The organism is Idiomarina solivarensis (assembly GCF_033052755.1).
GTDB lineage: Bacteria > Pseudomonadota > Gammaproteobacteria > Enterobacterales > Alteromonadaceae > Idiomarina.
In genome coordinates this window covers 124,890-150,120 of the sequence record NZ_JAVFHZ010000003.1, presented here as the reverse complement: position 1 = coordinate 150,120, position 25,231 = coordinate 124,890, and the positions used below count along the sequence as shown (strand labels likewise).

Sequence of the window (25,231 nt, the reverse complement as noted above, 5' to 3'; positions counted from 1 at the left end):
TAAAAATACAACTTTGCGGGCGACACATTAAGGACTCGAACAGCGCCTGTTAATGCAGTACACTGGTGCTCATTATAGCATGTAATCGGCATAGGAATTGAACACTCTCATGGTGCAAGACACGTTACTTGACGCTTTTAAAACTCTGCTTCGTGAAGAGCGTTACGGCTCTCAGGGAGAAATTGTTAACGCCTTGAAAGCTGAGGGCTTCGATAACATTAGCCAGTCCAAAGTGTCGCGTATGTTGAGCAAACAAGGAGCCGTGCGCACTCGCAATGCTAAGCAGGAAATGGTGTATTGCTTACCGCCTGATTTAGCGGTTCCGTCCACCCGCGCACCATTAAGCCAGCTTGTACTGGATATTCAGCATAATGATGTGATGGTCATTATTCGCACCAGCCCGGGCGCGGCTCAACTCATTGCGCGCTTGCTTGATTCTGTCGGTAAAAAAGAAGGTGTACTGGGAACCATTGCCGGTGACGACACTATCTTTATTGCACCGCTCAAGGTAGCCGATATCGATTTTACTCTGCAAAAAGTCAGAGAATTATTTGCTAATCAGGCCGTACTGCCTTCTTCATAATCAGGTACTTCTTTGTTCTCTTGCATAAAACGCGCGGATGGCACGAAAAATCCGGAGCAGGACACGGCCTGAGAATAATCAAGCAATGGGTCATAAGCCCCTTGTTCGTCGGCGTAATAACGATTCTTAAGCCACTGAACCACTAATTTCGGCGTGTGACTAAAATACATAGCGAGCAAGCCCTGCTCGCGTAAGTCACCCCAGGGCATGTTTTGTCGCAATAACGGAATGGGCTGCTCGTTGTTGTCAATTAAACGACTTTTGGCCGCATGGGTAACGCCTTCTATTTTCGCTTCTGATAAACGTTCGCCGGACACCTTTTCCCGGCCCATCAGTTGCTCTTGCTTCTCCGGGCCAAGCTGGTCCCAGCGCCGTAAGTCGTGGCGGAACTTCTGTACGAACAAATAACTGCCATCGACAAAGTCCGCATCGTCTTTTTCTTCAATAAGGGACGCCTTTCGTTTTCTCATTCCCCTGGGGTTATCGGGGGCATCAATAAAGCCGGTTAAATCACGGCCGTCCAGATAACGGAAAGAACGGATTTGCTCAACCACTTCAATGTCATAACCAAACCATTCTATTAATGTACGTCCGGCCAGGTAGTTGGCGTCGAAGCGGTCGCAACGAATTTGAATAATGAGATCAAACGGGTGTCGGGGGGCTTCACGATCACCATCGCTCAACTCTGGAAACGCCTGCAAATGAAGCGGTTGCTTGTGCGGATAAAGAACATCCCAATAATCGGCGCCGATGCCGACAAACCCCGTTAACATGCCCTCGGAGAAACGAGCGTCAAGATCACGTAAAATCGCTGGAAAGCGGGCGAGTTTACGACGTAAACTTTCAACGTCGTCGCTCATGACATGACAAAACAACGTCAGACCATGCAGATTGGGTTCCGCGTAGACTCCTGACTGAGCTTTATCCACCCTATTCTCCCGTTTAACTGTTATTTTTGTGGGTTCGTTCTATTCGCTTTTACATTAAATAGCGCAAGAGGCATTATAGAATGCCTGTATTCGTTATGACACCGCAAGGAAAAATCATGCGTAATCTGATACTTATTTTTGGTTTGCTTGGGCTTACGGCCTGCACAACCACCGCTAACAACCAACCACAGCGTGACAGCGTTGAGCAACAGACGCCAGCGGCTCAATTTCACCAGTTGGCTGACACGATCTGGGAAGGGCTGAATACGTCCAGCGAAACTGAATTAACCGATATGTCCCCGGAAGCATTAGAGAAACGCTATCAGCAACAAGCAAAGTGGCTAGAGCAACTGAATGCAATTCAACTTACGTCACTAAGCCAGGAAGATCAGATCAACCACGCGATGATTCACTATACGCTAAAGAACAGCGTGGATGAATACCGCTTTAAAGCACACTACATGCCCTTGACGGCAGAGGGCGGCTTCCACAGTTCGTTAGCGTTTATGCCTGCGCGTACGTCTTTCGAAGACGCTGAAGATTATCAGAATTATATAGCAAAATTGCGCTCCATCCCGCGCTATATGGCACAGCAGACTCATTGGTTACGTAAAGCAATTGAAGAAGGCTACACCCAGCCAGCGGCAGCGATGGCCGGTTTTGAAGAAAGTATATTGGCTTATATTGTGCAGGATGCGGAAAAAAGCGTTTATTTTGCGCCTTTCATGCAGCAGCCGGATTTCATTGCAGACGAGCAGTGGCTGCAGCTAAAAGAAGATGCGCTGACCGCGATTGATGACCAGGTCATGCCGGCCTACGACGACTACTTTACCTTCATGGTGACGGAGTATTTGCCCAATGCACGCGAAACGATTGGCGCCAGCGCGCTACCTAACGGGGAAGCGTTTTATCAAAACCGCATTAAGCACTACACCACCTTAGATTTAACTGCCGATGAAATTCATCAAATTGGCTTGCGTGAGGTGGCTCGTATTCGCGGTGAAATGCTTGAAGCAATTGAGGCCAGTGGCTTTGACGGTAGCTTCGATGAGTTTGTCGAATTTCTACGTACCGATGACCAGTTTTATCCGGAAACCGCGGAAGAATTACTGCACTACGCAGCCTGGATAGCAAAGAAGATGGACGGGCAGTTACCGAAACTGTTCAAAACCTTACCGCGTAAGCCTTATGGCATAGCCCCCGTACCGGAAGAAATTGCTCCGAAATACACCACAGGTCGTTACTCAGGTACCAACCGTGATGACCGTGCTGGTTTTTATTGGGTGAATACTTACGCGCTGGACCGCCGTCCGCTGTACCAAATGGAAGCACTGACATTGCATGAAGCCGTGCCGGGTCACCATTTACAAAATGCCATTGCCGGCGAGTTAGAAGACTTACCGGAATACCGTCAGCAAACCTATATTTCCGCGTTTGGTGAGGGTTGGGGTTTGTACTCAGAGTACCTGGGGCTGGAAGCCGGCTTCTATCAGGACCCTTACAGCAACTTTGGTCGCCTAAGCTACGAAATGTGGCGTGCGGCACGCTTAGTGGTGGATACAGGTATGCATGCCAAAGGCTGGAGCCGTGAGCGTGCGATGGAATTCATGGCCAGTAACACAGCGTTGTCACTGCATAACGTGAAAACTGAAATTGACCGCTACATTACCTGGCCGGCACAGGCGTTATCTTACAAGTTGGGTGAACTAACCATTAAGCGTTTACGCGCTGAAGCCGAGCAACAGTTAGGTGATAAATTCGACATTCGTGAATTCCACGATGCCATACTGGAAAACGGCAGCGTGCCACTGAAAGTACTCGAACAACACATCAACAACTGGATTGCTGAACAGAAGAAATCATGAGCGCTTAGGTTACAGGGCCTCGTGTGGAGGACGCCCACAAGTACTTCCCTGTAGGGCTTGAGCAGCGCCATCCATGGCGCTGCACACCTCCAAACGAGGCCCTGTAACCATTTGTCGCACTCACTATTCGCTGTTCTCCCGCCAAGTTTTGTAGCCTAACGTTCTACGTCAGGTGAGGTGTTCAACCATCTCACCTGATGCAAGAGCATCAGGCTACCAAATTGTTATTTGGTAAAGCAGATCTTGGGTATTCTGTTTCTGTCGTAGAAAGGCCATGACGTAGCTCACCCGGGCCTTCTCATCTAAACGAAATAAGATTTTATAGTTATCCACTAGCACCACTCGATAGTCAGTGATACCTAACGCCTCAAGCTCATGAGAAACAGGAAATTGCAAAGGGTTATCGCCAAGTTTATTGGTGGCGAAATCAAGAAGTTGATGACCTAATCTAATCGCCTCTTCTTCACCAAGAAAATCTTCCATATAGCGGCTTAAAATAGCCAGAGTTTTATAGCTGAGCTGGGTAAAATCAACATCATAGTTCATAACTGAGAACTAAAGCTCAAACTTCTTTGTACTGAGTTCACGCGCTAACCTTTCTTTAGCTTCGCTAAGGGATAGCAAGTTTTGATTGCGAACATCTCGTTCAGCCAGATTCATCAGCTTAAGTGTGGCAATAGCTTCGTCCCGCTGACGAGCACTGGCTTCCGATTCGATACGGTAGACCGGCTTGCCACCCTGAGTTACAACGATAGGCTCTTCAACATCCAGTGATGCCGCATTTTGCTTAATGTAACTAATGGTTTTTATTTGCATGATTCAACCTCTTTAAAGTCGAACTAAATATAGACCATTAATAGACCACAGGCAAGCTAGGCACAAAAAAACCGCCGAAGCGGTTTTGGAGACATTAATGTGGATAATGAGTGCGCTCAACGGTTGCGAGGACTCTTAACGAGGTGTGCAGCGCCATGGATGGCGCTGCCCAAGCCCTACATGGACGTACTCGCGGGCGTCCTCGTAAAGAGTCCTTGCAACCTAAGCGCTCATTAAGCCACGTTAATGGTTGGGATGATGTTTTCCTTGGCCGCTTTTTCTGCGTCGCGGAAGGCATCCATTTGGTCGAAGTTCAGGTATTTGTAGACTTCGCCTGCCATTGAGTTAATGTCTTGTGCGTACTCTAAGTACTCTTCCGGTGTCGGCAAGCGACCCACGATAGCACCAACCGCTGCCAGCTCGGCAGATGTCAGGTATACGTTTGCGCCATCACCTAAACGGTTCGGGAAGTTACGGGTTGAGGTAGAGAGTACCGTTGCGCCCGGCTCTACCCGCGCCTGGTTACCCATACACAATGAACAACCCGGCATTTCAGTGCGAACACCATTACGCTCATAAATGTCGTAATACCCTTCAACTTCCAGCTGGGCTTTGTCCATTTTCGTTGGCGGAGCAATCCACAAACGCGTATTCAATGGGTCAGAGTTTTTCTCTAACAGTTTACCCGCTGCGCGGAAGTGACCAATGTTCGTCATGCACGAGCCAATGAACACTTCGTCGACGTTATTACCGGAAACTTCGCTCAGGAACTTCGCGTCGTCCGGGTCATTCGGACAACATACGATTGGCTCTTTGATGTCATTCAGGTCAATTTCGATAACCGTTGAGTAGTCGGCGTCTTTATCGGCACGCGTCAGTTGCGGGTTCTCTAGCCATTCTTCCATCTTACGGGCACGACGCTCCAGCGTACGCGCATCGCCATAGCCTTCGTTGATCATCCAACGCAGCATGGTGATGTTAGAACGCAGGTACTCGGCGACAGATTCTTCTGACAGGTCGATAGTACAACCGGCAGCAGAACGCTCGGCAGACGCGTCAGACAATTCAAAGGCCTGCTCTACCGTTAAGTGATCAAGACCTTCAATTTCTAAGATACGACCTGAGAAAATGTTCTTCTTGCCGCGCTTATCCACGGTCAGGTGACCTTCTTTGATAGCGAACGCAGGAATGGCATGAACCAAGTCACGCAGGGTGATACCCGGTTGCATTTCACCTTTAAAGCGAACCAGTACTGACTCAGGCATATCCAGCGGCATAACACCGGTTGCTGCAGCGAACGCTACCAGACCAGAGCCTGCCGGGAATGAAATACCCAGCGGGAAACGCGTGTGTGAGTCACCACCGGTACCAACGGTATCTGGCAACAACATACGGTTCAACCAGCTGTGGATGATACCGTCACCCGGACGCAAGCTGACACCGCCACGGTTCATGATGAAGTCAGGCAAGGTGTGCTGAGTTTCAACGTCTACAGGCTTAGGATACGCGGCTGTGTGACAGAATGACTGCATAACCAGGTCAGAGTTAAAGCCAAGGCAGGCCAGGTCTTTTAACTCGTCACGAGTCATAGGACCGGTAGTGTCCTGAGAACCAACTGTGGTCATCTTAGGCTCGCAATATGCGCCCGGACGAACACCGTCCATACCACAAGCTTTACCCACTAGCTTCTGCGCCAGCGAGAAACCTTTACCGCTGTCGGCTGGTTGCTCTGGTTTACGGAATAAGTCTGAAGGGCCCATGCCCAGCGATTCGCGCGCTTTTTCAGTCAGGCCACGACCAATGATCAGGTTGATCCGGCCGCCGGCACGCACTTCATCCAGAATGACACGAGATGCGTAATCGTACTCGGCAACCACTTCGCCCGCTTCGTTTTCAATTTTTCCTTCATATGGGTAGATAGTAAGCACATCACCCATGTTCATTTTTTCAACGTCAGCTTCAAATACCAACGCGCCTGCGTCTTTCATGGTGTTGAAGAAAATTGGCGCAACTTTAGAACCAATACAGATACCGCCGGCACGTTTGTTTGGAGTGCCCGGCATGTCTTCACCGATATTCCATAATACTGAGTTGGTTGCAGATTTACGTGAAGAACCGGTACCCACTACGTCACCAACAAAGGCAACTGGATGACCTTTTTCTTTCAATTCTTCAATCTGTTTGCCTGCATCGGTAATGCCTTCACGTGGCATTTTAAACATGGCTTTAGCATGCAGAGGAATATCCGGACGAGACCAGGCGTCGGGTGCCGGAGACAAGTCGTCGGTATTAATTTCGCCAGTCACTTTAAAGACGGTCGCTTTAATGGACTTAGCCAGCTCGTCGCTGTTGGTAAACCACTCGGCCTTAGCCCAGGACTCGACAACCTCTTTCGCCAGTGCGTTACCGGCTTTCATTTTCTCTTCCACGTCGTGGAAGGCGTCAAACATTAAGATGGTTTCTTTCAGTTCTTTCGCTGCTAATTCAGCCAGCTGAGAGTCGTCCAGCAACTCCACCAAAGTAACGATGTTGTAACCACCATGCATGTTACCCAGCAGTTTTACCGCGTATTCTTTGCTCACAACCGGGCTTTCAATGTCACCCTTAACAACGGCGCTTAAAAAACCAGCTTTAACATACGCCGCTTCATCCACACCCGGCGGTACGCGTTCAGCCAATAATTCGACTAAAAAGTCTTCTTCACCGGCTGGGGGATTTTTCAGTAATTCCACTAAATCGGCTACTTGCTCGGCGTTTAGTGGCTTCGGAGGGATGCCTTCTGCGGCGCGCTCTTCTACGTGCTGACGGTATTCTTTAAGCACTGATATTACCTCTCATTTGCTTGCATGAATTCAAGACGGTTCACTAGTGGCGCGCATTATACGGATTTTACCGTTAGATTCCCATGACACTGGGCTATAAATAAGATAATTCAGGGTATAAACAGGATGAATGCGCCCGGGTTACGGGCGCGGTACTCTTTGGACTATGGCGTACATTACAGGCACGACAAATAAGGTCAGCACGGTGGCAAAACCCAATCCGAACATGATGACCGTTGCCATGCTGGCGAAGAAAGCGTCAAATAACAAAGGTATCATGCCCAAAATAGTAGTAGCAGCGGCCATTCCGACCGGTCGAACACGACTGACAGAGGCGTCACTTAAGGCTTGTGGTGCATCCTTACCGGAATCCAGCTCAGCATTGACCTGCTCCAGCAACACCACCCCATTTTTAATCAGCATACCCGACAGACTCAGAAAGCCTAGCAAGGCCATGAAACCAAAGGGCTTATTCAACAGCAACAGCCCCACAGTAACACCAATAATGGACAGTGGCACTGTGGTCCACAGCACGGCGGCCTGGCGAATACTATTGAACAGTAACACCGTAATAATAAACATGACCAGGAAGCCCATCGGCAAGGCGCTAAACAAGGCTTTTTGGGCTTTATTTGAGGCTTCGTGCTGGCCTCCCCAGGTCAATTCGTAGCCCAGAGGGAGCTCTATATTCTCTATTTTCGGCCGGACACGCTCAAACACCTGCGCGGCGGTTTCGTCGGTGAGTAAGTCGTGGTCTGCCATCACCGTTAGCGTTCGCTTGCGGTCTCGACGCAGAATCAACGGATCTTCCCAACTCACGTCGACTGAGCGGACAACTTGCGCCAGCGGCACAAAGCGGTCAAACACCGGGCTGTAAATTTGCAGCTCCTGCCAATTATCGAGGTCGACACGCTCTGCCTTTGGTGCGCGCTGAACAATGGGCAGCAAATCGGTCCCGTCGCGGTAAACCCCAATTTGGCGGCCGACAAAGTTGGCCCGCAGCACATTGTTGACGTCTTCTTTGGTAATGCCAGCCCTTCGTCCGGCAGCTTCGTCGTATTCTGGTCGTAATAGTTTGGTACGTTGACGCCAGTTGGAGCGAATATTAACCGCCCCTTTGTCTTGCGCTAAAATAGCCTGCGCTTTTTCATTCAGCTGACGTAACACCTCAATATCGGGACCGGAAAAACGAGCTTCAATTTTTGCCGGCGTTGCCGGGCCGATTTCCACGCGGATCAATTTATCTTCAATGTCCGGGTGCTCTTCACGAATGCGCTGTCGAATGTCTTTCATTAAGGCACTCATTGCTTCGTTGTCTTCGACCCGAACCAACAGTTGCGCATAACTTTCGTAGCTTTTTTCAACCAGGTAAGTGAGGGTAAAGCGCGGCGCACCGCGGCCAATGGTTGTTGAAACCGAGGTCACTTCGCTTTTACCCAGCAAATAGTCTTCCAGACGTTTCGAGTCCTGTGCCGTATGACGAATGTCCGTGCCTTGTGGGTACCACAAATCCACATAAAATAACGGGGTCGTAGACGGTGGGAAAAACGACTGTTTCACTTGCCCAAAACCAATTACCGAGGCAACCAACATGGCTAACATAACCAACATGCTGATAAGCCGATGGCGTAGGCAGACCGACAATAACTTTCTGTAGCCCCGATACACTGGGTGGTTAAAGACATCTCCCTGCTCATTTCCGATATCTTTAGCGGAATAAAGCCTATCGGATAAAAACGGAATAAGTGTTAACGCTGTTACCCAGCTTAACAAAAGAGAAATCAGCAGTACCCAGAATAAGCTGCCTGCAAACTCACCGGTTGCATCGGATGACAACCCAATAGGAGCAAACGCGATAATGCCGATAACGGTTGCGCCCAGCAGCGGCCACTGGTTCTGTCTAACCACGCTCACCGCTGCATCAACTTTACTCATGCCACGGCGCATGCCCACCATAATGCCGTCAGCTATCACAATGGCATTATCGACCAGCATACCCAGAGCAATAATTAATGCGCCCAGGGATACCCGCTGTAAGTTGATGTCGCCCAACCGCATGAAAATGAAGGTGCCCAGTACCGTCAGCAACAATACGGTGCCAATTAGTAAACCACTGCGGAACCCCATGGTAAGCAACAGCGCAATCACAACAATTGCAACGGCTTCCACTAAGTTCAGAAGAAAGTCATTAACCGACTTTTCGACCTGATGCGGTTGATCGTAAATGCGCTCGACCGACATTCCGACCGGTTTTGCATAGCTCAGTTCATCCAGCCTTTTTTGGATGCGCTCACCCACTTCGACCACATTAACGTTGTCAGCAAAGGACAGCGCCAGCCACAACGACTGTTTGCCGTTATAGCGCACAATATGTTCAGGGATGTCGCTGGTTTCCCGGTAAATAGTGGCTACATCACGTAAGTAAATACGCTCTCGGGCACCCGGCTTGCTGATCACCAGTTTCCCCATTTCTTCGACATTGGCAAACTCACCACCGGTCGCAATACGTAACGCTTCCTGATCAACCGTTACGCGACCGGCGTTAGCCACTGCGTTTTGAGTCTGCAGTAAACCGGCAATGCGGCTTGGCGAAATCCCGACATTCGCCATACGCGAACGCGACACCTCGACAATGACTTGCTCTTGTTGCTCGCCGGAGAGCGTCACTTTGCCGACACCGTCCACTAACACCAGTTCACGCCGCAAAAAATCGGCGTAACGTTCCAAATCTTTGTAGGAGTAGTCCTCGCCGGTAATCGCCATTAACACGCCATACACGTCAGCAAAGTCATCGCGAACAATAGGTTCACCGGTACCGGGAGGAAGTTGGGTTTTCACGTCGTTAATTTTACGCCGCAACTCGTCCCATATCTGGTGCAGATCGTCCGCCCGGTAAATACTCTTCATTTCAATTGTTATCTGCGACAAACCGGGTTTGGATATGGACGTGACGTGGTCGACATAACCCAGTTCCTGAATTGCATTTTCCAGCCGGTAAGTCACTTCTTCTTCGACCTGCAATGCTGAAGCGCCGGGGTATGGCGTAATCACCATGGCCTGTTTAATGGTAAATTTGGGATCTTCCAGACGCCCAAGCTGGGTCAGCGCAACAATGCCCCCTATCAACAGGATGAGAAACAACAACCAGCTGGTGGTTTTACGCTCCATGCTGTATTGAGCAATATTCATTACAGCCCCCGTTCGCGTTGCCATTCGCGAATTTGCTGGTTGGCCTTCAATTGATGAACGCCGGCCGTGACGATGGTTTCACCGGGCTCCAGCCCTTCCACAATAGTAAGACCGTCGTTGGTCATTGAGCCAACCGTCACTTTACGTTTTTGCACTCTCATATCGTTGTTCACCACCCACACATACGACGCGTCATCAATATCGGTAAACACCGCTTTGGCGGGTACAACAATGCCTGGCTGTGAAGAACGAATAACCTGATTAATATCAACAATAACGGTTGCCGTCATACCGGGCAGAACATTCAGCTCAGGTGGCTTGGGCAGGGTAAAAACCACTTCGTAAGAATTGGTGGCAGCATCGGACTGTGAATCCCACTCTTTAAGGTGAGCCGGAAACGTAAAATCGGGCGCGGCATCAAAGCGCACTTCCGGTTGGTAATCGGTGCGCTTTTTAACCTTAGCAAACAGCTTTTCCGGTACCTGAATACTGACATCAATGGCGTTACTAATTTGCAGAGTGGCAATAGGCTGCTTAGCCTGAACATTTTCGTAGGCCTCTACGGCAAGGTTGGCAATAACGCCGTCAAAAGGGGCGGTTAACTTGGTATAACCCAAATTCGCCTGTGCAGTTTCATAATTGGATTTAGCGACTGCCAGTTCTGATTCTATTTGATCAAACTGACCTTCCGACATCACGCCCTGCTCAACTAGTTTTTTATTCCGGTCGTATTGCGACGACGCCAACTCGTACTGTGCTTTCGCCTGATTCACCGCCAGTTGGTAATCGGTTGGATCTAACCGGGCAATCACTTGCCCTTGCTTCACTTGAGTACCCGGGCGCACCGGCAGTTCAATAATTTCGCCGGCAACGCGGAACGTCAACTGAGCCACTTTAGCCGCTTCAACAACAGCAGGAAATTCACGTAAGCGGGGACCATTGGCTGCGTTTACCTGCATTAGCTGAGCCGGTCTTGGCTGCTTGAGCTCTTGTTGTTCAACTTGCTCAGAGCAGGCCGCCATAGCGAGCAGAGCGACTGCGAGAGAAACTATTTTTAACCTGCGCATAACCTGAGTTCCGATATTTTCCGGGAAATTTAATGGGGCAAAGTTTACCCCAAGTACAGTTACAGTTATATTGAATTAAAATTAAAAAGAGCATCAGTAAAACTTAATGAATTTATCGCATCTTCAAATGATGATCACCGTTGCCAGAGTGGGCAGTCTGCAAAAAACTGCAGAACAGCTCAACCGCACACAATCAGCGGTCAGCATGGCCTTAAAAAAGCTGGAAGAAAACGCAGGTTTTGCACTTTTTAACCGTGACGGTTATCGCTTAGAGCTTACTGAACAAGGTTGGCATTTCTTACGTCAGGCAGAAGAAGTCGTGCGTCAACAACAACGGCTAAAGTCATTGGCAGAGCAGCTGAAACATGGGGCCGAACCGCTACTCACACTGTGCTACGACCATACCTGCGACAGTAAACTTTGGGTACCCAGCATTCAGTACGTGCAGCAGCAATACCCGGCCACCGAGCTTCATGTGGATGGTGAATCTCAAATGCGGGCATTGAAGCGCATCGACAACGGCAGTGCTGATTTAGCGCTGTGCCCGTGGTTGCCGCTGTTTCGTCAGTACGGCGATTTTGAAACCTTGCCGGTTGCCCCGTTTGAGCTCACTGTGGTGATATCAGCAGCATTAATAAGAGAGTTTGGTCGCACACCGCAAAGCCGTCAGGATTTGCTCGAATTACCCATGTTGGTACCACAAAACCTGGAAATTGGCATTAACCTGGACTCGGTACTGCGCCTGCCCAGCCAGCAACGTATACGCGTCAATGAGGTTAACACCCAGTTTGAATTACTGATGGCCGGTTTTGGCTGGGGCATTATCCCCAAGCACATTGCGGATAGCGCGTTGGAGCAAGGCAAGCTGGTTGAAATTACCATTCCTGGATTCGTCCAGCAGGTTCGTCTGGAAATTCATTTAGTGCGCTCCGCCAACAGAACACTCGGCCCGGCAGCCAACGCCATTTGGGAAAGTTTTGCCTGACATAAATGTCAGGCTACGTCGCTTTATTTCCGAGCCAGGTAAAACACGGCGGGGATCACCAGCATTGAAATGAGTGGTGCCAGCACCATACCACCAACCATTGGCGCGGCGATGCGCTGCATCACTTCGTTACCAACGCCACCGCCAAGCATAATGGGCAGCAAACCCACAATAATGGTCAGCACCGTCATGGCTTTGGGTCTGACTCGCAATAACGCGCCTTCCTCTACCGCTGCTTTTAACCGGTTTTTATCGTATGCCGCGCCTTTCCAGGCATTGTTCAGATACAACAACATAACCACGCCGAACTCAGCCGCGACCCCGGCCAACGCTATCATTCCGACAATAACGGCCAGTGACAGATTGTAATCCAGCAGGTAAATCAGCCACAGACTGCCGGTCAGTGCCAGTGGTAAGGTGGCAATAACCAGTAAGGCTTGCTGGAGCGAACGGAACGTCATGTAAAGCAATAATAAAATAACCAATAACGTCAGCGGAATGACTTCTTTTAAATCACTTTCCACCTGTTGCATGGCTTTGTATTGACCCGTCCAGCTCCAGTTGTAACCCACCGGTATGTCCAGCGTTGCCATCGCACTATTCACTTCAGCAATGTAGTCGCTGACGGTTACCCCTTTAGCGGGTTCAATAAACACCCAGCTGCTTAAACGAGCGTCTTCGCTTTTGAGCATGGAGGGACCTTCCGTCACCTTAATGTCAGCGACGTCGGCCAGCACAAGCCATTGTCCTGTAGCCGATTTAATGGGAAGGCTTCTTAACTTTTCAACATGGTCACGTTCCTGTCGCGGATAGCGTAAATTGATAGGAAAGCGCTCATTACCCTGAACTGAGGTTGCGATATTCGCTCCACCAATGGCGTACTGGATATGGTCCTGGATATCGGCCTGAGTCAAGCCATAGCGAGCGGCCTTGCGAAGTTCGGGTTGTATTTCAATATACCGCCCGGCGCCGGAGCGCTCTGCAATGACTGAGCCAGTCACTTCTTTATCCGCCAGAAGGTTTTCTATACGCGTCGCCAACTGCTCTATCTTGCGAAAGTCACTGCCGCTGACTTTAACGGCTAACGGGGTTTTTACACCGGTCGCCAGCATTTCGATGCGTGTCCGAATTGGCTGTACCCAGGCGTTGGTCACACCGGGAATCTGTACTCGCTGATCTAGCTCGGCAATAATGTCATCCACCGTTATTCCCTCTCGCCATTCGCTTTCCGGCTTAAGGGTAATGCTGGTTTCAATCATGGTCATGGGTGCCGGATCGGTTGCTGTCTCCGCCCGCCCAACTTTGCCGAACACGCGTTTTACCTCAGGTTGCGCGGCAATCAGTTTATCGGTTTGCTGCAATAACTCACCCGCGGTCTGGACACTAATGCCCGGCAGCGTTGTCGGCATGTACATTAAGTCACCTTCGTGCAACGGTGGCATGAGCTCATAATTAAGCTGTTTATACGGATGCCAGGCGGAGGCGGTTATCAATAAGGCCAGCACCAGAATGGTTTTAGGGAATTTAAGCGTAAACGCCAGCAGAGGCCGGTAAAGCGCTATTAATCCGCGCGACAACCAGTTCTTTTCTTCAGACGGTATTTTGCCGCGTACCCATAATGCAATCAGCACCGGTATTAAAGTTACGGCAATAATGGCCGCAGCGCCCATTGCCAGTGTTTTGGTATACGCCAGCGGTTCGAACAAACGCCCTTGCTGCCCTTGCAAAACAAACACCGGGACGAAACTGACGGTAATTACCAGCAGCGAGAAGAACAATGAAGGGCCAACTTCACAGCAGGCGTCATTGACAATTTTCAACCGCGCAGCACCTTTAGCCACTATTTGATGGCGCTCCTGATAGTTCTGCAGATGCTTGTGTGTGTTTTCAATCATCACAATGGCCGCATCGACCAAAGCGCCAATGGCGATGGCAATTCCGCCCAGACTCATAATGTTGGCACTGATGCCCAGCATGTTCATTATCCAGACTGCAAACAACACCGATAACGGCAAACTGATAATAGCGACCAATGCGGAACGTGCATGCCAAAGAAACAAAATACACACCACGGCCACGAAAAACATTTCTTCGATTAGCTTGGTGATGAGGTTATCTGTTGATGCCTGAATCAGGTCTGAGCGATCGTAGGTGGGCACCACCTTGACCCCTTCAGGCAAACCTGGCTTCAATTCTTCCAGCTTACTCTTAACCGCCGCTATGGTTTGCAACGCGTTCTCGCCATGACGCATTACCACGATGCCACCGACAACTTCCCCGTTACCGTTCAGTTCGGAAATACCACGGCGAACCTGAGGCCCGATACGGATGTCAGCAACCTCTCCCAGCAGCACGGTGCCTTGCTGCTCAGACAACAATGGCAACGGAATTTTACGGAGGTCCTCAATACTCTTTAAGTACCCCAGACCTCTCACCATGTATTCGGCTTCACCCATTTCAACAACCGAACCACCCACTTCATTATTCGCTTGTTGAATGCTTTGTTTAATCTGGTTAAGTGTCAGGTTATAACGGTGCAAAGCGGCAGGCTTTACAACCACTTGATAGGTTTCCACCATGCCGCCCACGGTGGCAATTTCAGCGACCCCTTCGACACTTTGCAGTTCCTGTTTCAGAAACCAGTTTTGCAAACGGGTCAACTCGCCCAGATTCAGCTGATTTGTTTCATCAACCAAGGCGTATTGGTAGACCCAGCCAATACCCGAGGCATCGGGTCCCAGCGCGGGGCGTACTTGTTCCGGTAGCTGACTTTGCGCTTGATCCAGGTACTCGTTTACCCGGCTGCGCGCCCAATAAGGGTCGGTACCGTCTTCAAAAAGAATGTACACATAAGAGTCGCCAAAGAACGAAAAACCGCGCACGGATGTTGCTTTAGGCACCGATAACATCACGCTGGACAGTGGGTAGGTTACCTGCTCCTCGACCACCGCCGGTGCTTGCCCTGGATAACTGGTTTTGACAATAACCTGTACCTCAGATAAATCCGGTATCGCGTCCAGTTTGGTTTGTTGTAATGACTGCATTGCCCAAAAAGCCAACCCCAAAAACAGCAACAAAACCACCCAGGCATGACGTATAGAGGCTTCAATGATTCGAGCTAACATAATGCCTCCTAGTGATTGTGCTGCGACATGGGAGCGTCGCTATTGTCGCCATCAAGACCCAAACCCTGCAAGCTGGCCTCAGAGTCCAAAAGGAACTGACCCGAAGTAACCACTAACTCACCGGCTTTCAGTCCTTCGGTAATGGCAATTTGGTTGCCCACTCGAAGTCCGGTGGTGACTTCACGAACCTCAAAGTCCCGGGCACTCAGTTTCACCACCACCCGGTTATTTTTCGCCGTGACAATTAAACTCGACACCGGCACAACAACCACGTCTTTTAAAGGGGCCAGTTCGATATGCGCATTGGCCCAAAGCCCTTCTCGTAAGCGATCAATTGAATCGTCTACCGGAATTCTGACTTTGATGGTTTGCGTGGTTTCATCCACTTGCGGATAGATGTAGTCAATGGCATTCATCCAGTGGCTTTCCGGGAAGTGTTCTGATGAAATATGCGCCATTTGACCAACTTTCAGCTGGTTACTGTAACGCGCTGGTACATCGGCAAAGAACCACAGTTGATTGTCCTGCGTCAGCGTTAATAATTTAACGCCCGGTGAAACGTACATACCTTCCTGAATATCCAGGCTGGTGATGTAACCCGATTCGGGGGCGTAGTAGTCCACCACGTACTGGGTTTCACCGCCTTGCTCCAGTGCTCGAATTTGCGCTTCGCTCATACCCAGCAGGCGCAGGCGTTGTTGACCCTTGCGCTTAAAGCTTTGCTGGTTGTCTCCATTAGGCATTTGGGCTAGGGAATCGAGCAGTTGCAGATAGTCGTTCTGGGCCACCACTAAGTCTGGCGCATAAAGGCTGTAAAGCTTATCGCCCTTTTCAACCCACTGCCCTTCAACATCAGCATGCAGCTGCTCTACCCAGCCTTCCGCACGACTGTGGATATGCCGCTGCGCGGACTCCTTCCAGCGGACCTCGGCCTGTGCCATTAATTTAGGTTGAAGATCTTTACGTTCAGCTGCGGTCGTAGTGACGCGGATAGCCCGCTGACTGGACCGCGGTACGGTAAAAGTTTGCTTAGCCTCAGAGCTTTCTACTGTTGGCTTTCTCTCTACCAGCTCCATACCACAAATTGGGCAGGTTCCGGGCTGGTCCCGAACAACCTGACTGTGCATTGGACACACGTACTCTGTGCTTTGCTGAAACGGACTTTCTTGTTCAGAATGATTGTGTTCCTGAGCCATAGACAGAAATGGGATCAGGACAAAAATGATTATCCAGTGACGCATAATACTTCCTCGAAAAACGGTTTAAGACGTAAGAAAAAACGGAGCTTAAACTGTATATTTCGGCGGACGGATCAGCGTTTCAGTAATGACAGGGAGGTTTGAATATATTGGCTCGGCCGCGTGAGTGTATGCGGCTGGAGAAAGCTGTGTGAATGGATTCATCAGCCCCAGCTGACCTGCACAGTGTTGCTCGCACTGTTGGCAGACGCTGTCTTCTTTATCACTGCAGGGGGTTTGTTGTTCTTCCGTGCAGCAGTCATGTTCGCTACTCATCTGTTCTGAGTGTGTATCAGACATTTGAGCAGGCATCGCATGCACCATTGGCGAGGTCATAGACCCCGCCAAGAGTGTGATAGTAATTGCGATAACTGCCCAAAGTTTTTTCATAAACCGAGTTTACCAAATAATGACACGGTTTTCAGGTTTAACGTACAAATCATGGCGAGGCTGCACGTCAAAGGCGTCGTAAAACGCAGGAACGTTGACGACAGTACCATTAACCCGGTATTCAGCTGGAGAATGCGGGTCGCTCATTACTTGTTCGCGAATCGCATCTTCACGGTATTTACCGCGCCAGACTTGAGCCCAGCCAATGAATACACGCTGATCGCCGGTAAAGCCATCCATAACAGGCGCTTCTTTCCCATCCAAAGACATTTTATAGGCTTCGTACGCGATAGTCAGACCGGCCAGGTCACCAATGTTCTCACCCAGAGTCAGATCACCGTTGATATGAAGGCCCTCGATAGGTTCATACTGACTGTACTGATCAGATAAGTCCTGAGCGCGCGCTTCAAAAGCTTCGCGGTCGGCGTCAGTCCACCAGCTTTGCAAGTTACCGTCACCGTCATATTTTGACCCTTGGTCGTCAAAACCATGGCCCATTTCGTGGCCGATAACAGCGCCGATACCGCCGTAGTTAACCGCCATTTCAGCGTCCATATCAAAGAACGGAGGCTGCAAAATACCAGCCGGGAAGACGATTTCGTTGCGTACCGGACTGTAATAAGCATTCACCGTTTGTGGTGTCATACCCCAGTCTTCTTCATCCACCGGACCACCAATTTTCGCAATTTCTTCTTGATAGTTAAACTCGGCGTAAGCTTTGTAGTTTCCTACCAAATCGGTTGGTGAAATGTCCAGCTCGCTGTAATCGCGCCACTTGCTCGGATAGCCAACTTTAGGGTCGAACTTCGCCAGTTTTTCTAACGCTTTCTCTTTGGTCTCATCGGTCATCCATTCCAGATTGCGAATAGATTCTGCATAGGACTTACGCAAGTTTTCGATCAAAACTTCCATTTTATGCTTAGCTTCTGGTGGGAAGTACTCTTTCACGTACACTTGGCCTAACACTTCACCTAACACACCGTTTGTGGCGTCAACGGCACGTTTCCAGCGAGGTTCTTGCTCAGGCGTTCCGCGCAGGGTTGTTCCGTAGAAGGCAAAACGACGCTGGCTAATTTCTTCACTTAATTCCGACGCGTACTCATTTGCAACTCGGAAACTCAAATAATCTTTCCAGGTTTGTAAATCAACGTCCGTAAACAATTCACCGAACTCTTTAAAGTAAGACGGTTGACGGATAACCATTTCTTCGACGTGAGACAAATCTGACGTTTCGATAAAACGTTGGAAGTCGAAGTTAGACATCAACTCGGCAACTTCTTCGGTAGTTTTCTTGTTGTACGTTTTATCAGCGTTACGACTCTCTACCCGGCTCCACTGAATTTCAGCCAGCTTGGTTTCAAGGTCAAGAATGTTTTTTGCTGCTTGTTCGGTGTTGTCCACACCCACCATACCAAGAATATCTTCGGCATACTGCTGATAAGCATCACGAAACTCTTCAAACTTCTTCTCATCTTTCAGGTAGTAATCTCGGTCTGGAAGACCCAATCCTGCCTGAGAAACATACATCGCATTGGTGTTCGGATCTTTTGCGTCTGGGTACACATAAAAACCAAACGGGACAGAAACACCACTGCGGAACATGCGCGCCATATGTTCGGCGACATCTTCGTGGCTGTTTAACGCTTGTATGCCTTCTAAATCGCTGGCAATGGGTTTAGCACCCAATTCATTCAGTGTCTCAACATCCATATAAGCGTTGAAAAAATCACCAATTTTGCGTTCGCTGGTACCCGCTTCAGGGTTAGACGCTGCAGCAGATTCAATAATGTCGCGCAGACGTTTTTGGTTTTGTTCACGTAAGTCGTAAAATGCGCCAATGGATGAACGGTCGGCAGGAATTTCTGTTTTATCAATCCAGGTACCGTTCACATACTGATATAAGTCGTTCTGAGGCTTCACGCTGTGATCAAAGTTTTCAAGCACCACACCAGAGGTCAGTTGTTGTTTTGTTTCTTCGGCCTGTGGAGTCTGTTGCTGAGACTCTTGCTTCTGCGGTGAACATGCACCCAGAGTTAATGCCATAGATACGCCAAGCGCTACAGCGGTTAATTTTTTCATTGATTATTACCCTTTCTTTAGTGTTCGTTATTTTAACCCCTCTAAACTAGCGCATTGTTAAATTCAGCGCAAAAAAAATGACCGCATTCTCGATGAATGCGGCCATTTTACCGATGGTTTATCGTAACAAAGTGTTACTTCTTCTTTTTCGCCTTAGGGTTCGGCATATCGGTAATAGCACCTTCCTGAATCTCAGCCGCTAAGCCAACCGATTCATGTAAAGTTGGGTGCGCATGAACGGTCAGAGCGATGTCTTCGGCATCACAGCCCATTTCAATGGCAAGACAAACTTCACCAAGCAACTCACCCGCGTTAGTACCACACATAGCACCACCGATAATGCGGTTACTCTTATCAAAGATCAGTTTGGTCATACCTTGTTGCGCATTTGACGCGATGGCACGGCCTGAAGCTGACCAGGGAAAGGTCACTGCATCGTATTCAATACCCTGCTCTTTCGCTTCTTTCTCGGTAACACCGGCCCATGCAACTTCCGGGTTGGTGTACATGATAGAAGGAATGACTTTAGGTTCGAAGAAGTGCTTCTTACCCGAAATAACTTCGGCTGCGACATGTGACTCATGTACCGCTTTGTGCGCCAGCATTGGCTGGCCAACAACATCGCCGATAGCGAAGATGTGGTCTACGTTAGTACGCATCTGGCTATCCACTTTGATAAACCCACGATCATCTACATTAACGCCCGCTTTGTCTGCGTCAATTTTGTTACCGTTCGGCGCACGGCCTACAGCGACCAGAACAGCGTCGTATTTGACCGGATCTTTCGGCGCTTTGTCACCTTCAAAGGTCACATAAACACCATCTTTTTTTGCTTCAACATTGGTCGCCTTCGTATTGAGCATAATGTTCTCAAAGCGGCCTTTTATTTGCTTGTTGAAGTTCTTAATGATGTCAGCATCCGCTGGCGGTACCAGTTGATCGGTCATTTCTACCACATCAACTTTAGAGCCCAATGACGCATAAACCTGACCCATTTCCAAAGCGATAATACCACCACCTAACAGCAGCATTTTCTTCGGAATTTCTTTCAGTTCTAATGCGTCGGTTGAGTCCCATACACGCTCATCGTCATGCGGGATAAACGGTAACTTAATGGCTTGCGAGCCTGCCGCTATAATCGCGTTATCGAATTTGACTTCGGTTTCGCCGTCGTCACCTTCAACTTTAATGGTATTACTGCCGGTAAACTTGCCGTAACCGTTGACAACTTTTACCTTGCGCATCTTAGACATTTGGCCAAGACCGCCGGTCAACTGACCAACCACTTTTTCTTTGTGCTTGCGCAGCTTGTCCAGGTCAATCTTAGGCTCGCCAAACTCAATACCTTCTGCCGCCAGGTGTTGAGCCTCTTCAATGTGCTTAGTCATATGCAGTAGTGCTTTTGACGGGATACAGCCAACATTAAGGCAAACACCACCTAAGGTGCTGTAACGCTCAATCAAAACAACATCAAGACCCAAATCAGCTGCACGAAAAGCGGCTGAATATCCACCCGGGCCCGAACCTAACACTACTACCTGTGTTGTAATCTTGTCGCTCATGTTAACCCCTTTTTTGTCACAGCTGGTTGAGCCACCGGCTGCGCTCAGTCAACGCTAAATGTGGCGCTATTGTAGCGCGAATTTTTTCGTATTTCCTGCCCAAATTGGTGCTTAAAGCACCAATTTGCGGATATCTCCTAAAACACCACTTAAGTAAGCAGTAAAACGTGCGGCCTCTGCGCCATCAATCACCCGATGGTCGTAAGACAACGACAATGGCAGAGTCAGACGTGGTTCAAACTCTTTGCCGTTCCATTTGGGCTTCATCTCATTACGAGAAACGCCCAATATGGCGACGTCCGGTGCGTTCACAATTGGCGTAAACGCCGTACCACCAATACCACCAAGGCTTGAAATTGAGAAGCACCCACCTTGCATATCGGTTGCTTTCAACTTGCCGTCACGTGCCTTAGAACTAATTTCAACCAGCTCTTCTGACAATTCGTAAATACCTTTTTGGTCAACATCCCGAATGACCGGAACAACCAGCCCGTTTGGCGTATCAACCGCAATACCGATATTCACGTACTTTTTCATGTACAAGGACTCGCCCGATTCTGACAACGAGGAGTTGAACGTCGGGAACTCACGCAGTGCTTTGGCACACGCCTTCAGAATGAACACTAACGGTGTAATTTTGAAGCCCAGATCTTTCTTCTTAGCCACTTCATTTTCTGACTTACGGAAATTCTCCAGTTCGGTAATATCCGCTTCATCAAATTGTGTGACATGAGGAATAGTCACCCAGTTACGATGCAGATTAGGTCCCGATTTACGCTGAATGCGCGACAACTGAACCTCTTCTACTTCGCCAAATTTGCTGAAGTCGACCTTCGGTGGATCAATCACCTGCAGTCCACCGCCACCCTGGCCTGTTGAACCCGCAACAGCTTTAGGACGGGACAGCTCATACTTAACGAAGTCCTGCACGTCTTCTTTTAGTATACGATCCTTCGGACCTGTCCCTTTGACTTGCGACAAGTCCACACCAAACTCTCGCGCAACGCGGCGGACCGCTGGTGAGGCATGCAGCACGCCTTCTTTACGATCGCTGCGCTGGCTGGGGTGATCAGGTACTGGCGGCTGACGCTCACTACTCGGTTTAACGCTGCTGCCACTGTCTTTTTCTTTCTTCTCATCGGTGTCGTCTGATTTCTCAGAGGACTCTTTATCCGATTCAGATTGCTCTTCTTTTGCTGATTCTTTCTCTTCGCTTTCAGCGTCATCGCCACCGCCAGAGACTTTCAACTTAGCAATCACAGAGCCCTGCGACACCTTATCACCCACACTAACCAGCATTTCTTCAATTTCGCCGTCTTGCGGGCAAGGCACGTCCATGGTGGCTTTATCTGTTTCCAGTGTAATTAAGCCGTCTTCAGCAGAGACTGAATCACCTTTGGAAACTAAGATTTCGATGATTTCGACATCTTCTTCATCACCAATGTCCGGTACTTCAACATCAACGACTTTACTGCCACCACCAGAAGATTTTTTCTCAGACTCAGAGTCGTCCTCTTTCTCCTGATCTTTCTCTTCGTCTTTCTCTTCGTCCTTTTGTTCTTCCTGCTTATCTTCTGATTCATCCGCCTTTTCGTCATCAGCTTTGTCCTCAGCGTCATCGCTGTCTGACTCATCTGACTCGTCGGATCCACCGGAAGCTTCCATTAGCGCAAGCACATCGCCTTCGCTTATTGTGTCTCCCACTTTTACCTTCAGCTCGGTAATTTTACCGCCGGAAGACGCAGGAATGTCCATTGAAGCTTTGTCACTCTCGACCGTCACAATACCGTCTTCTTGCTCAACGGTATCGCCTTCACTGACCAGAATTTCAATAACTTCAACTTCTTCACCGCCCACGTCGGGGACTTTGAGTTCGATTTGATCGGCCATCTCAGTACCTCCTTACGCCAAACGTGGGTTGAGTTTTTCAGTGTCGATATCGTAGTCTTTGATAGCTTTTGCTACCACTTTCTTATCGATATCCCCTTGGTCTGCAAGCTCTTTCAATGCCGCAACCACAATGTATTGCGGATTAATCTCAAAATGCTTACGCAAGTTAGCGCGGCTGTCAGAGCGACCAAAACCATCAGTACCTAAAACACGGTAAGAAGTTGGCACCCAGGCACGAACCTGATCAGCGTATAGCTTAATGTAATCCGTAGCCGCTACAGCAGGACCTTTGGCTTTTTTCATCGTTTGCGTGATGTACGCTTCTTTTTCTTTCTTTTCAGGGTTCAGCATATTCCAACGGTCGGTATCCAGACCGTCACGCGCCAGCTCGTTAAACGAAGTGACACTGTAAACCGTCGAGTTGATGTCGTAGTCTTCCGACAGGATTTTCGCGGCTTCGCGCACTTGCTGCAAAATAGTACCACTACCCAACAGCTGAACATCGCCTTTGGCTTTTTTCTTAGCCTTCACTTTGTCCAGTTCGTAAATCCCTTTAACGATACCCTCTTCGACACCTTCCGGCATTTCTGGCTGATGGTAGTTCTCGTTCATTACCGTGAGGTAATAGAACACATTTTCCTGATCGCCAAACATGCGTTTCAGGCCATCGTGCACGATAACCGCAATTTCATAACCGTAAGTAGGGTCATAACTGATGCAGTTAGGCACCGTGCCGAAGTGGACCATGCTGTGTCCATCCTGGTGCTGCAGACCTTCACCATTTAGTGTTGTTCGCCCGGCAGTACCACCGACCAGGAAGCCTCGGGTCTGGCTATCGCCTGCGGCCCAGACTAAGTCACCCACACGCTGGAAGCCGAACATGGAATAATAAATGTAGAACGGAATCATCGGTTCGTTGTTTAACGAATAACTGGTACCCGCGGCCACCCATGAGGACATCGCGCCCAACTCATTGATGCCTTCCTGAATCACCTGGCCTTTTTTATCTTCACGATAATAAGCCACCTGATCTTTATCCTGCGGTGTGTACTTCTGGCCATGGTGAGAGTAAATACCCACTTGGCGGAACAAGCCTTCCATGCCGAACGTACGCGCTTCATCTGGAATAATTGGCACAATACGCTTACCAATTTTCTTATCTTTTAATAACGCTGTTAAGACGCGGACAAAGGCCATAGTGGAGGAAATTTCACGATCTCCTGAACCTTTCAATACTGCATCAAAGGCTTTCAACGCCGGCAGTTCTAATTCCACGTCACTTTCCGCACGTCGTACCGGCATATAGCCACCGAGCTTCTCACGACGCTCGTTCAGGTACTTCATCTCGTCACTGTCGTCTTCAAACTTGTAGTACGGCAGGTCTTCCAGCTCTTCATCTTTGAACGGAATATTAAAACGGTCACGCATGTGCTTAACCGCATCTAAATCCATTTTCTTAACCTGGTGGGCAATGTTTTTCCCTTCGCCCGCAGCACCCATGCCGTAACCTTTGACGGTTTTCGCCAAAATAACCTGTGGACGCCCTTTGGTGTTCACCGCTTTGTGGTAAGCCGAGTATACTTTTACCGGATCGTGACCACCGCGGTTTAGGCGCCAGATGTCTTCGTCGGACAAGTTAGCAACCATTTCTTCGGTTTCAGGGTATTTACCGAAGAAGTTTTCACGGGTGAACTTACCGCCTTTGGCTTTAAAGTTCTGGTAATCACCGTCAACGGTTTCTTCCATTAACTGCTGTAATTTACCTTCCGTATCGCGGTACAACAGTGGATCCCAATAGCGGCCCCAGATAACTTTGATGACTTCCCAGCCAGCGCCGTGGAAGTTGCCTTCCAGTTCCTGGATGATTTTGCCGTTACCCCGCACCGGTCCGTCTAAACGCTGCAAGTTACAATTGATAACAAAGGTCAGGTTATCCAGTTCTTCGCGGGCAGCCAAACCAATAGCACCCAGGCTTTCTGGCTCATCGGTTTCACCGTCACCTAAGAAGCAGTAAACCCGCTGTTTGGAGCAGTCTTTAATACCACGATCAGTCAAATATTTGAGGAAGCGGGCTAAGTAAATTGCCTGAATAGGACCTAAGCCCATAGACACCGTTGGGAACTGCCAAAAGTCGGGCATTAAGTTCGGGTGCGGGTAAGACGGTAAGCCTTTACCATCAACTTCCTGACGGAAGTTATTCAGTTGCTCTTCGGTTAAACGCCCTTCAATGAAAGCGCGGCCGTAAATACCCGGTGACACATGGCCCTGAATAAACAGGAAATCTCCGCCATCACCGTCGCTTGGTGCACGGAAGAAGTGGTTGAAACCGACATCGTACAGCATCGCAGAAGAAGCAAAACTGGCCAGGTGTCCACCCAGCTCTTCGCCTTTTTTCGATGCTCTAAGCACCATCATGGCGGCATTCCAGCGAATAGCTGAGCGAATGCGCGATTCCAGAGTCTGGTTGCCCGGCATGGTGGGTTCCTGGCTTGCAGGAATGGTATTCAAATACGCGGTGGTTGGTTTATAAGGTAAATAAGCACCGTTACGGCGTGCTTTGTCAACCAACTGTTCTAACAAGTAATGCGCGCGCTCCGGGCCTTCCGCCTCAAGCACACCCTCAAGAGCGTCTAGCCACTCCTGAGTTTCCTGCTGGTCGACATCGTTCTTTAACTCTTCACTCATAGCTAT

At 49.3% G+C, this 25,231-nt stretch carries 16 protein-coding genes; 3 read left to right on the top strand and 13 right to left on the bottom strand.

From position 1 onward, the window contains the following. Positions 1 to 109: 109 nt before the first annotated feature. The gene (gene argR / locus RBK99_RS06590; protein WP_317503842.1) at positions 110 to 583 is read left to right on the top strand and encodes a transcriptional regulator ArgR; all 474 of its coding nucleotides are present in this window, start codon (positions 110 to 112) and stop codon (positions 581 to 583) included. Here the strand turns inward: argR and RBK99_RS06585 are convergent. Next, on the bottom strand, positions 559 to 1,512 hold the full coding sequence (locus RBK99_RS06585; RefSeq protein WP_317503841.1) for a Dyp-type peroxidase: 954 nt from the start codon (positions 1,510 to 1,512) through the stop codon (positions 559 to 561). The genes argR and RBK99_RS06585 overlap by 25 nt on opposite strands. A gap of 116 nt (positions 1,513 to 1,628) precedes the next feature. Between RBK99_RS06585 and RBK99_RS06580 the strand changes: the two genes are divergently transcribed. Then, positions 1,629 to 3,377 carry a DUF885 domain-containing protein gene (locus tag RBK99_RS06580; RefSeq protein ID WP_317503840.1) on the top strand — a complete coding sequence of 583 codons (1,749 nt, stop codon included), beginning with the start codon at positions 1,629 to 1,631 and terminating at the stop codon, positions 3,375 to 3,377. 213 nt (positions 3,378 to 3,590) lie between these two features. Here the strand turns inward: RBK99_RS06580 and RBK99_RS06575 are convergent, their stop codons facing one another. The 5 genes from RBK99_RS06575 to RBK99_RS06555 form a co-directional block, all read right to left on the bottom strand. Beyond that, positions 3,591 to 3,923, bottom strand: coding sequence for a hypothetical protein (locus tag RBK99_RS06575; protein WP_317503839.1), 333 nt, complete (start codon positions 3,921 to 3,923; stop codon positions 3,591 to 3,593). Between the two features lie 9 nt (positions 3,924 to 3,932). Further along, the gene (locus RBK99_RS06570) at positions 3,933 to 4,193 is read right to left on the bottom strand and encodes a type II toxin-antitoxin system Phd/YefM family antitoxin (RefSeq protein WP_317503838.1); all 261 of its coding nucleotides are present in this window, start codon (positions 4,191 to 4,193) and stop codon (positions 3,933 to 3,935) included. Positions 4,194 to 4,426: 233 nt separating this feature from the next. After that, positions 4,427 to 7,015 (bottom strand): bifunctional aconitate hydratase 2/2-methylisocitrate dehydratase, encoded by a 2,589-nt coding sequence (gene acnB / locus RBK99_RS06565; RefSeq protein ID WP_317503837.1) that lies wholly within the window; start codon positions 7,013 to 7,015, stop codon positions 4,427 to 4,429. Between the two features lie 141 nt (positions 7,016 to 7,156). Next, positions 7,157 to 10,204, bottom strand: coding sequence for an efflux RND transporter permease subunit (locus RBK99_RS06560; RefSeq protein WP_317503988.1), 3,048 nt, complete (start codon positions 10,202 to 10,204; stop codon positions 7,157 to 7,159). Next, positions 10,204 to 11,271, bottom strand: a complete 1,068-nt coding sequence (locus RBK99_RS06555) for an efflux RND transporter periplasmic adaptor subunit (RefSeq protein ID WP_317503836.1) — start codon at positions 11,269 to 11,271, stop codon at positions 10,204 to 10,206. Before RBK99_RS06555 ends, RBK99_RS06560 begins: the two co-directional genes overlap by 1 nt. Before the next feature lie 106 nt (positions 11,272 to 11,377). Between RBK99_RS06555 and RBK99_RS06550 the strand changes: the two genes are divergently transcribed. Beyond that, entirely contained in the window at positions 11,378 to 12,256 is an 879-nt protein-coding gene (locus RBK99_RS06550) for a LysR family transcriptional regulator (protein WP_317503835.1), read from the top strand. A gap of 23 nt (positions 12,257 to 12,279) precedes the next feature. Here RBK99_RS06550 and RBK99_RS06545 read toward each other — a convergent pair whose 3' ends face one another. The 7 genes from RBK99_RS06545 to aceE all read right to left on the bottom strand — a co-directional run bounded on the left by RBK99_RS06545 (position 12,280) and on the right by aceE (position 25,225). Continuing rightward, positions 12,280 to 15,381, bottom strand: coding sequence for an efflux RND transporter permease subunit (locus tag RBK99_RS06545; protein ID WP_317503834.1), 3,102 nt, complete (start codon positions 15,379 to 15,381; stop codon positions 12,280 to 12,282). Between the two features lie 8 nt (positions 15,382 to 15,389). Further along, the gene (locus tag RBK99_RS06540; protein WP_317503833.1) at positions 15,390 to 16,622 is read right to left on the bottom strand and encodes an efflux RND transporter periplasmic adaptor subunit; all 1,233 of its coding nucleotides are present in this window, start codon (positions 16,620 to 16,622) and stop codon (positions 15,390 to 15,392) included. A 45-nt stretch (positions 16,623 to 16,667) separates the two neighbouring features. Further along, on the bottom strand, positions 16,668 to 16,931 hold the full coding sequence (locus RBK99_RS06535) for a hypothetical protein (RefSeq protein ID WP_317503832.1): 264 nt from the start codon (positions 16,929 to 16,931) through the stop codon (positions 16,668 to 16,670). Between the two features lie 87 nt (positions 16,932 to 17,018). After that, a complete protein-coding gene (locus tag RBK99_RS06530; protein ID WP_317503831.1) occupies positions 17,019 to 19,088 on the bottom strand; it encodes a M13 family metallopeptidase in 2,070 nt (689 codons plus the stop codon). 134 nt (positions 19,089 to 19,222) lie between these two features. After that, entirely contained in the window at positions 19,223 to 20,650 is a 1,428-nt protein-coding gene (lpdA, locus tag RBK99_RS06525; RefSeq protein ID WP_317503830.1) for a dihydrolipoyl dehydrogenase, read from the bottom strand. A gap of 111 nt (positions 20,651 to 20,761) precedes the next feature. Further along, the gene (aceF, locus tag RBK99_RS06520) at positions 20,762 to 22,540 is read right to left on the bottom strand and encodes a dihydrolipoyllysine-residue acetyltransferase (RefSeq protein ID WP_317503829.1); all 1,779 of its coding nucleotides are present in this window, start codon (positions 22,538 to 22,540) and stop codon (positions 20,762 to 20,764) included. Positions 22,541 to 22,552: 12 nt separating this feature from the next. Continuing rightward, on the bottom strand, positions 22,553 to 25,225 hold the full coding sequence (gene aceE / locus RBK99_RS06515; RefSeq protein ID WP_317503828.1) for a pyruvate dehydrogenase (acetyl-transferring), homodimeric type: 2,673 nt from the start codon (positions 25,223 to 25,225) through the stop codon (positions 22,553 to 22,555). Positions 25,226 to 25,231: the final 6 nt, after the last annotated feature.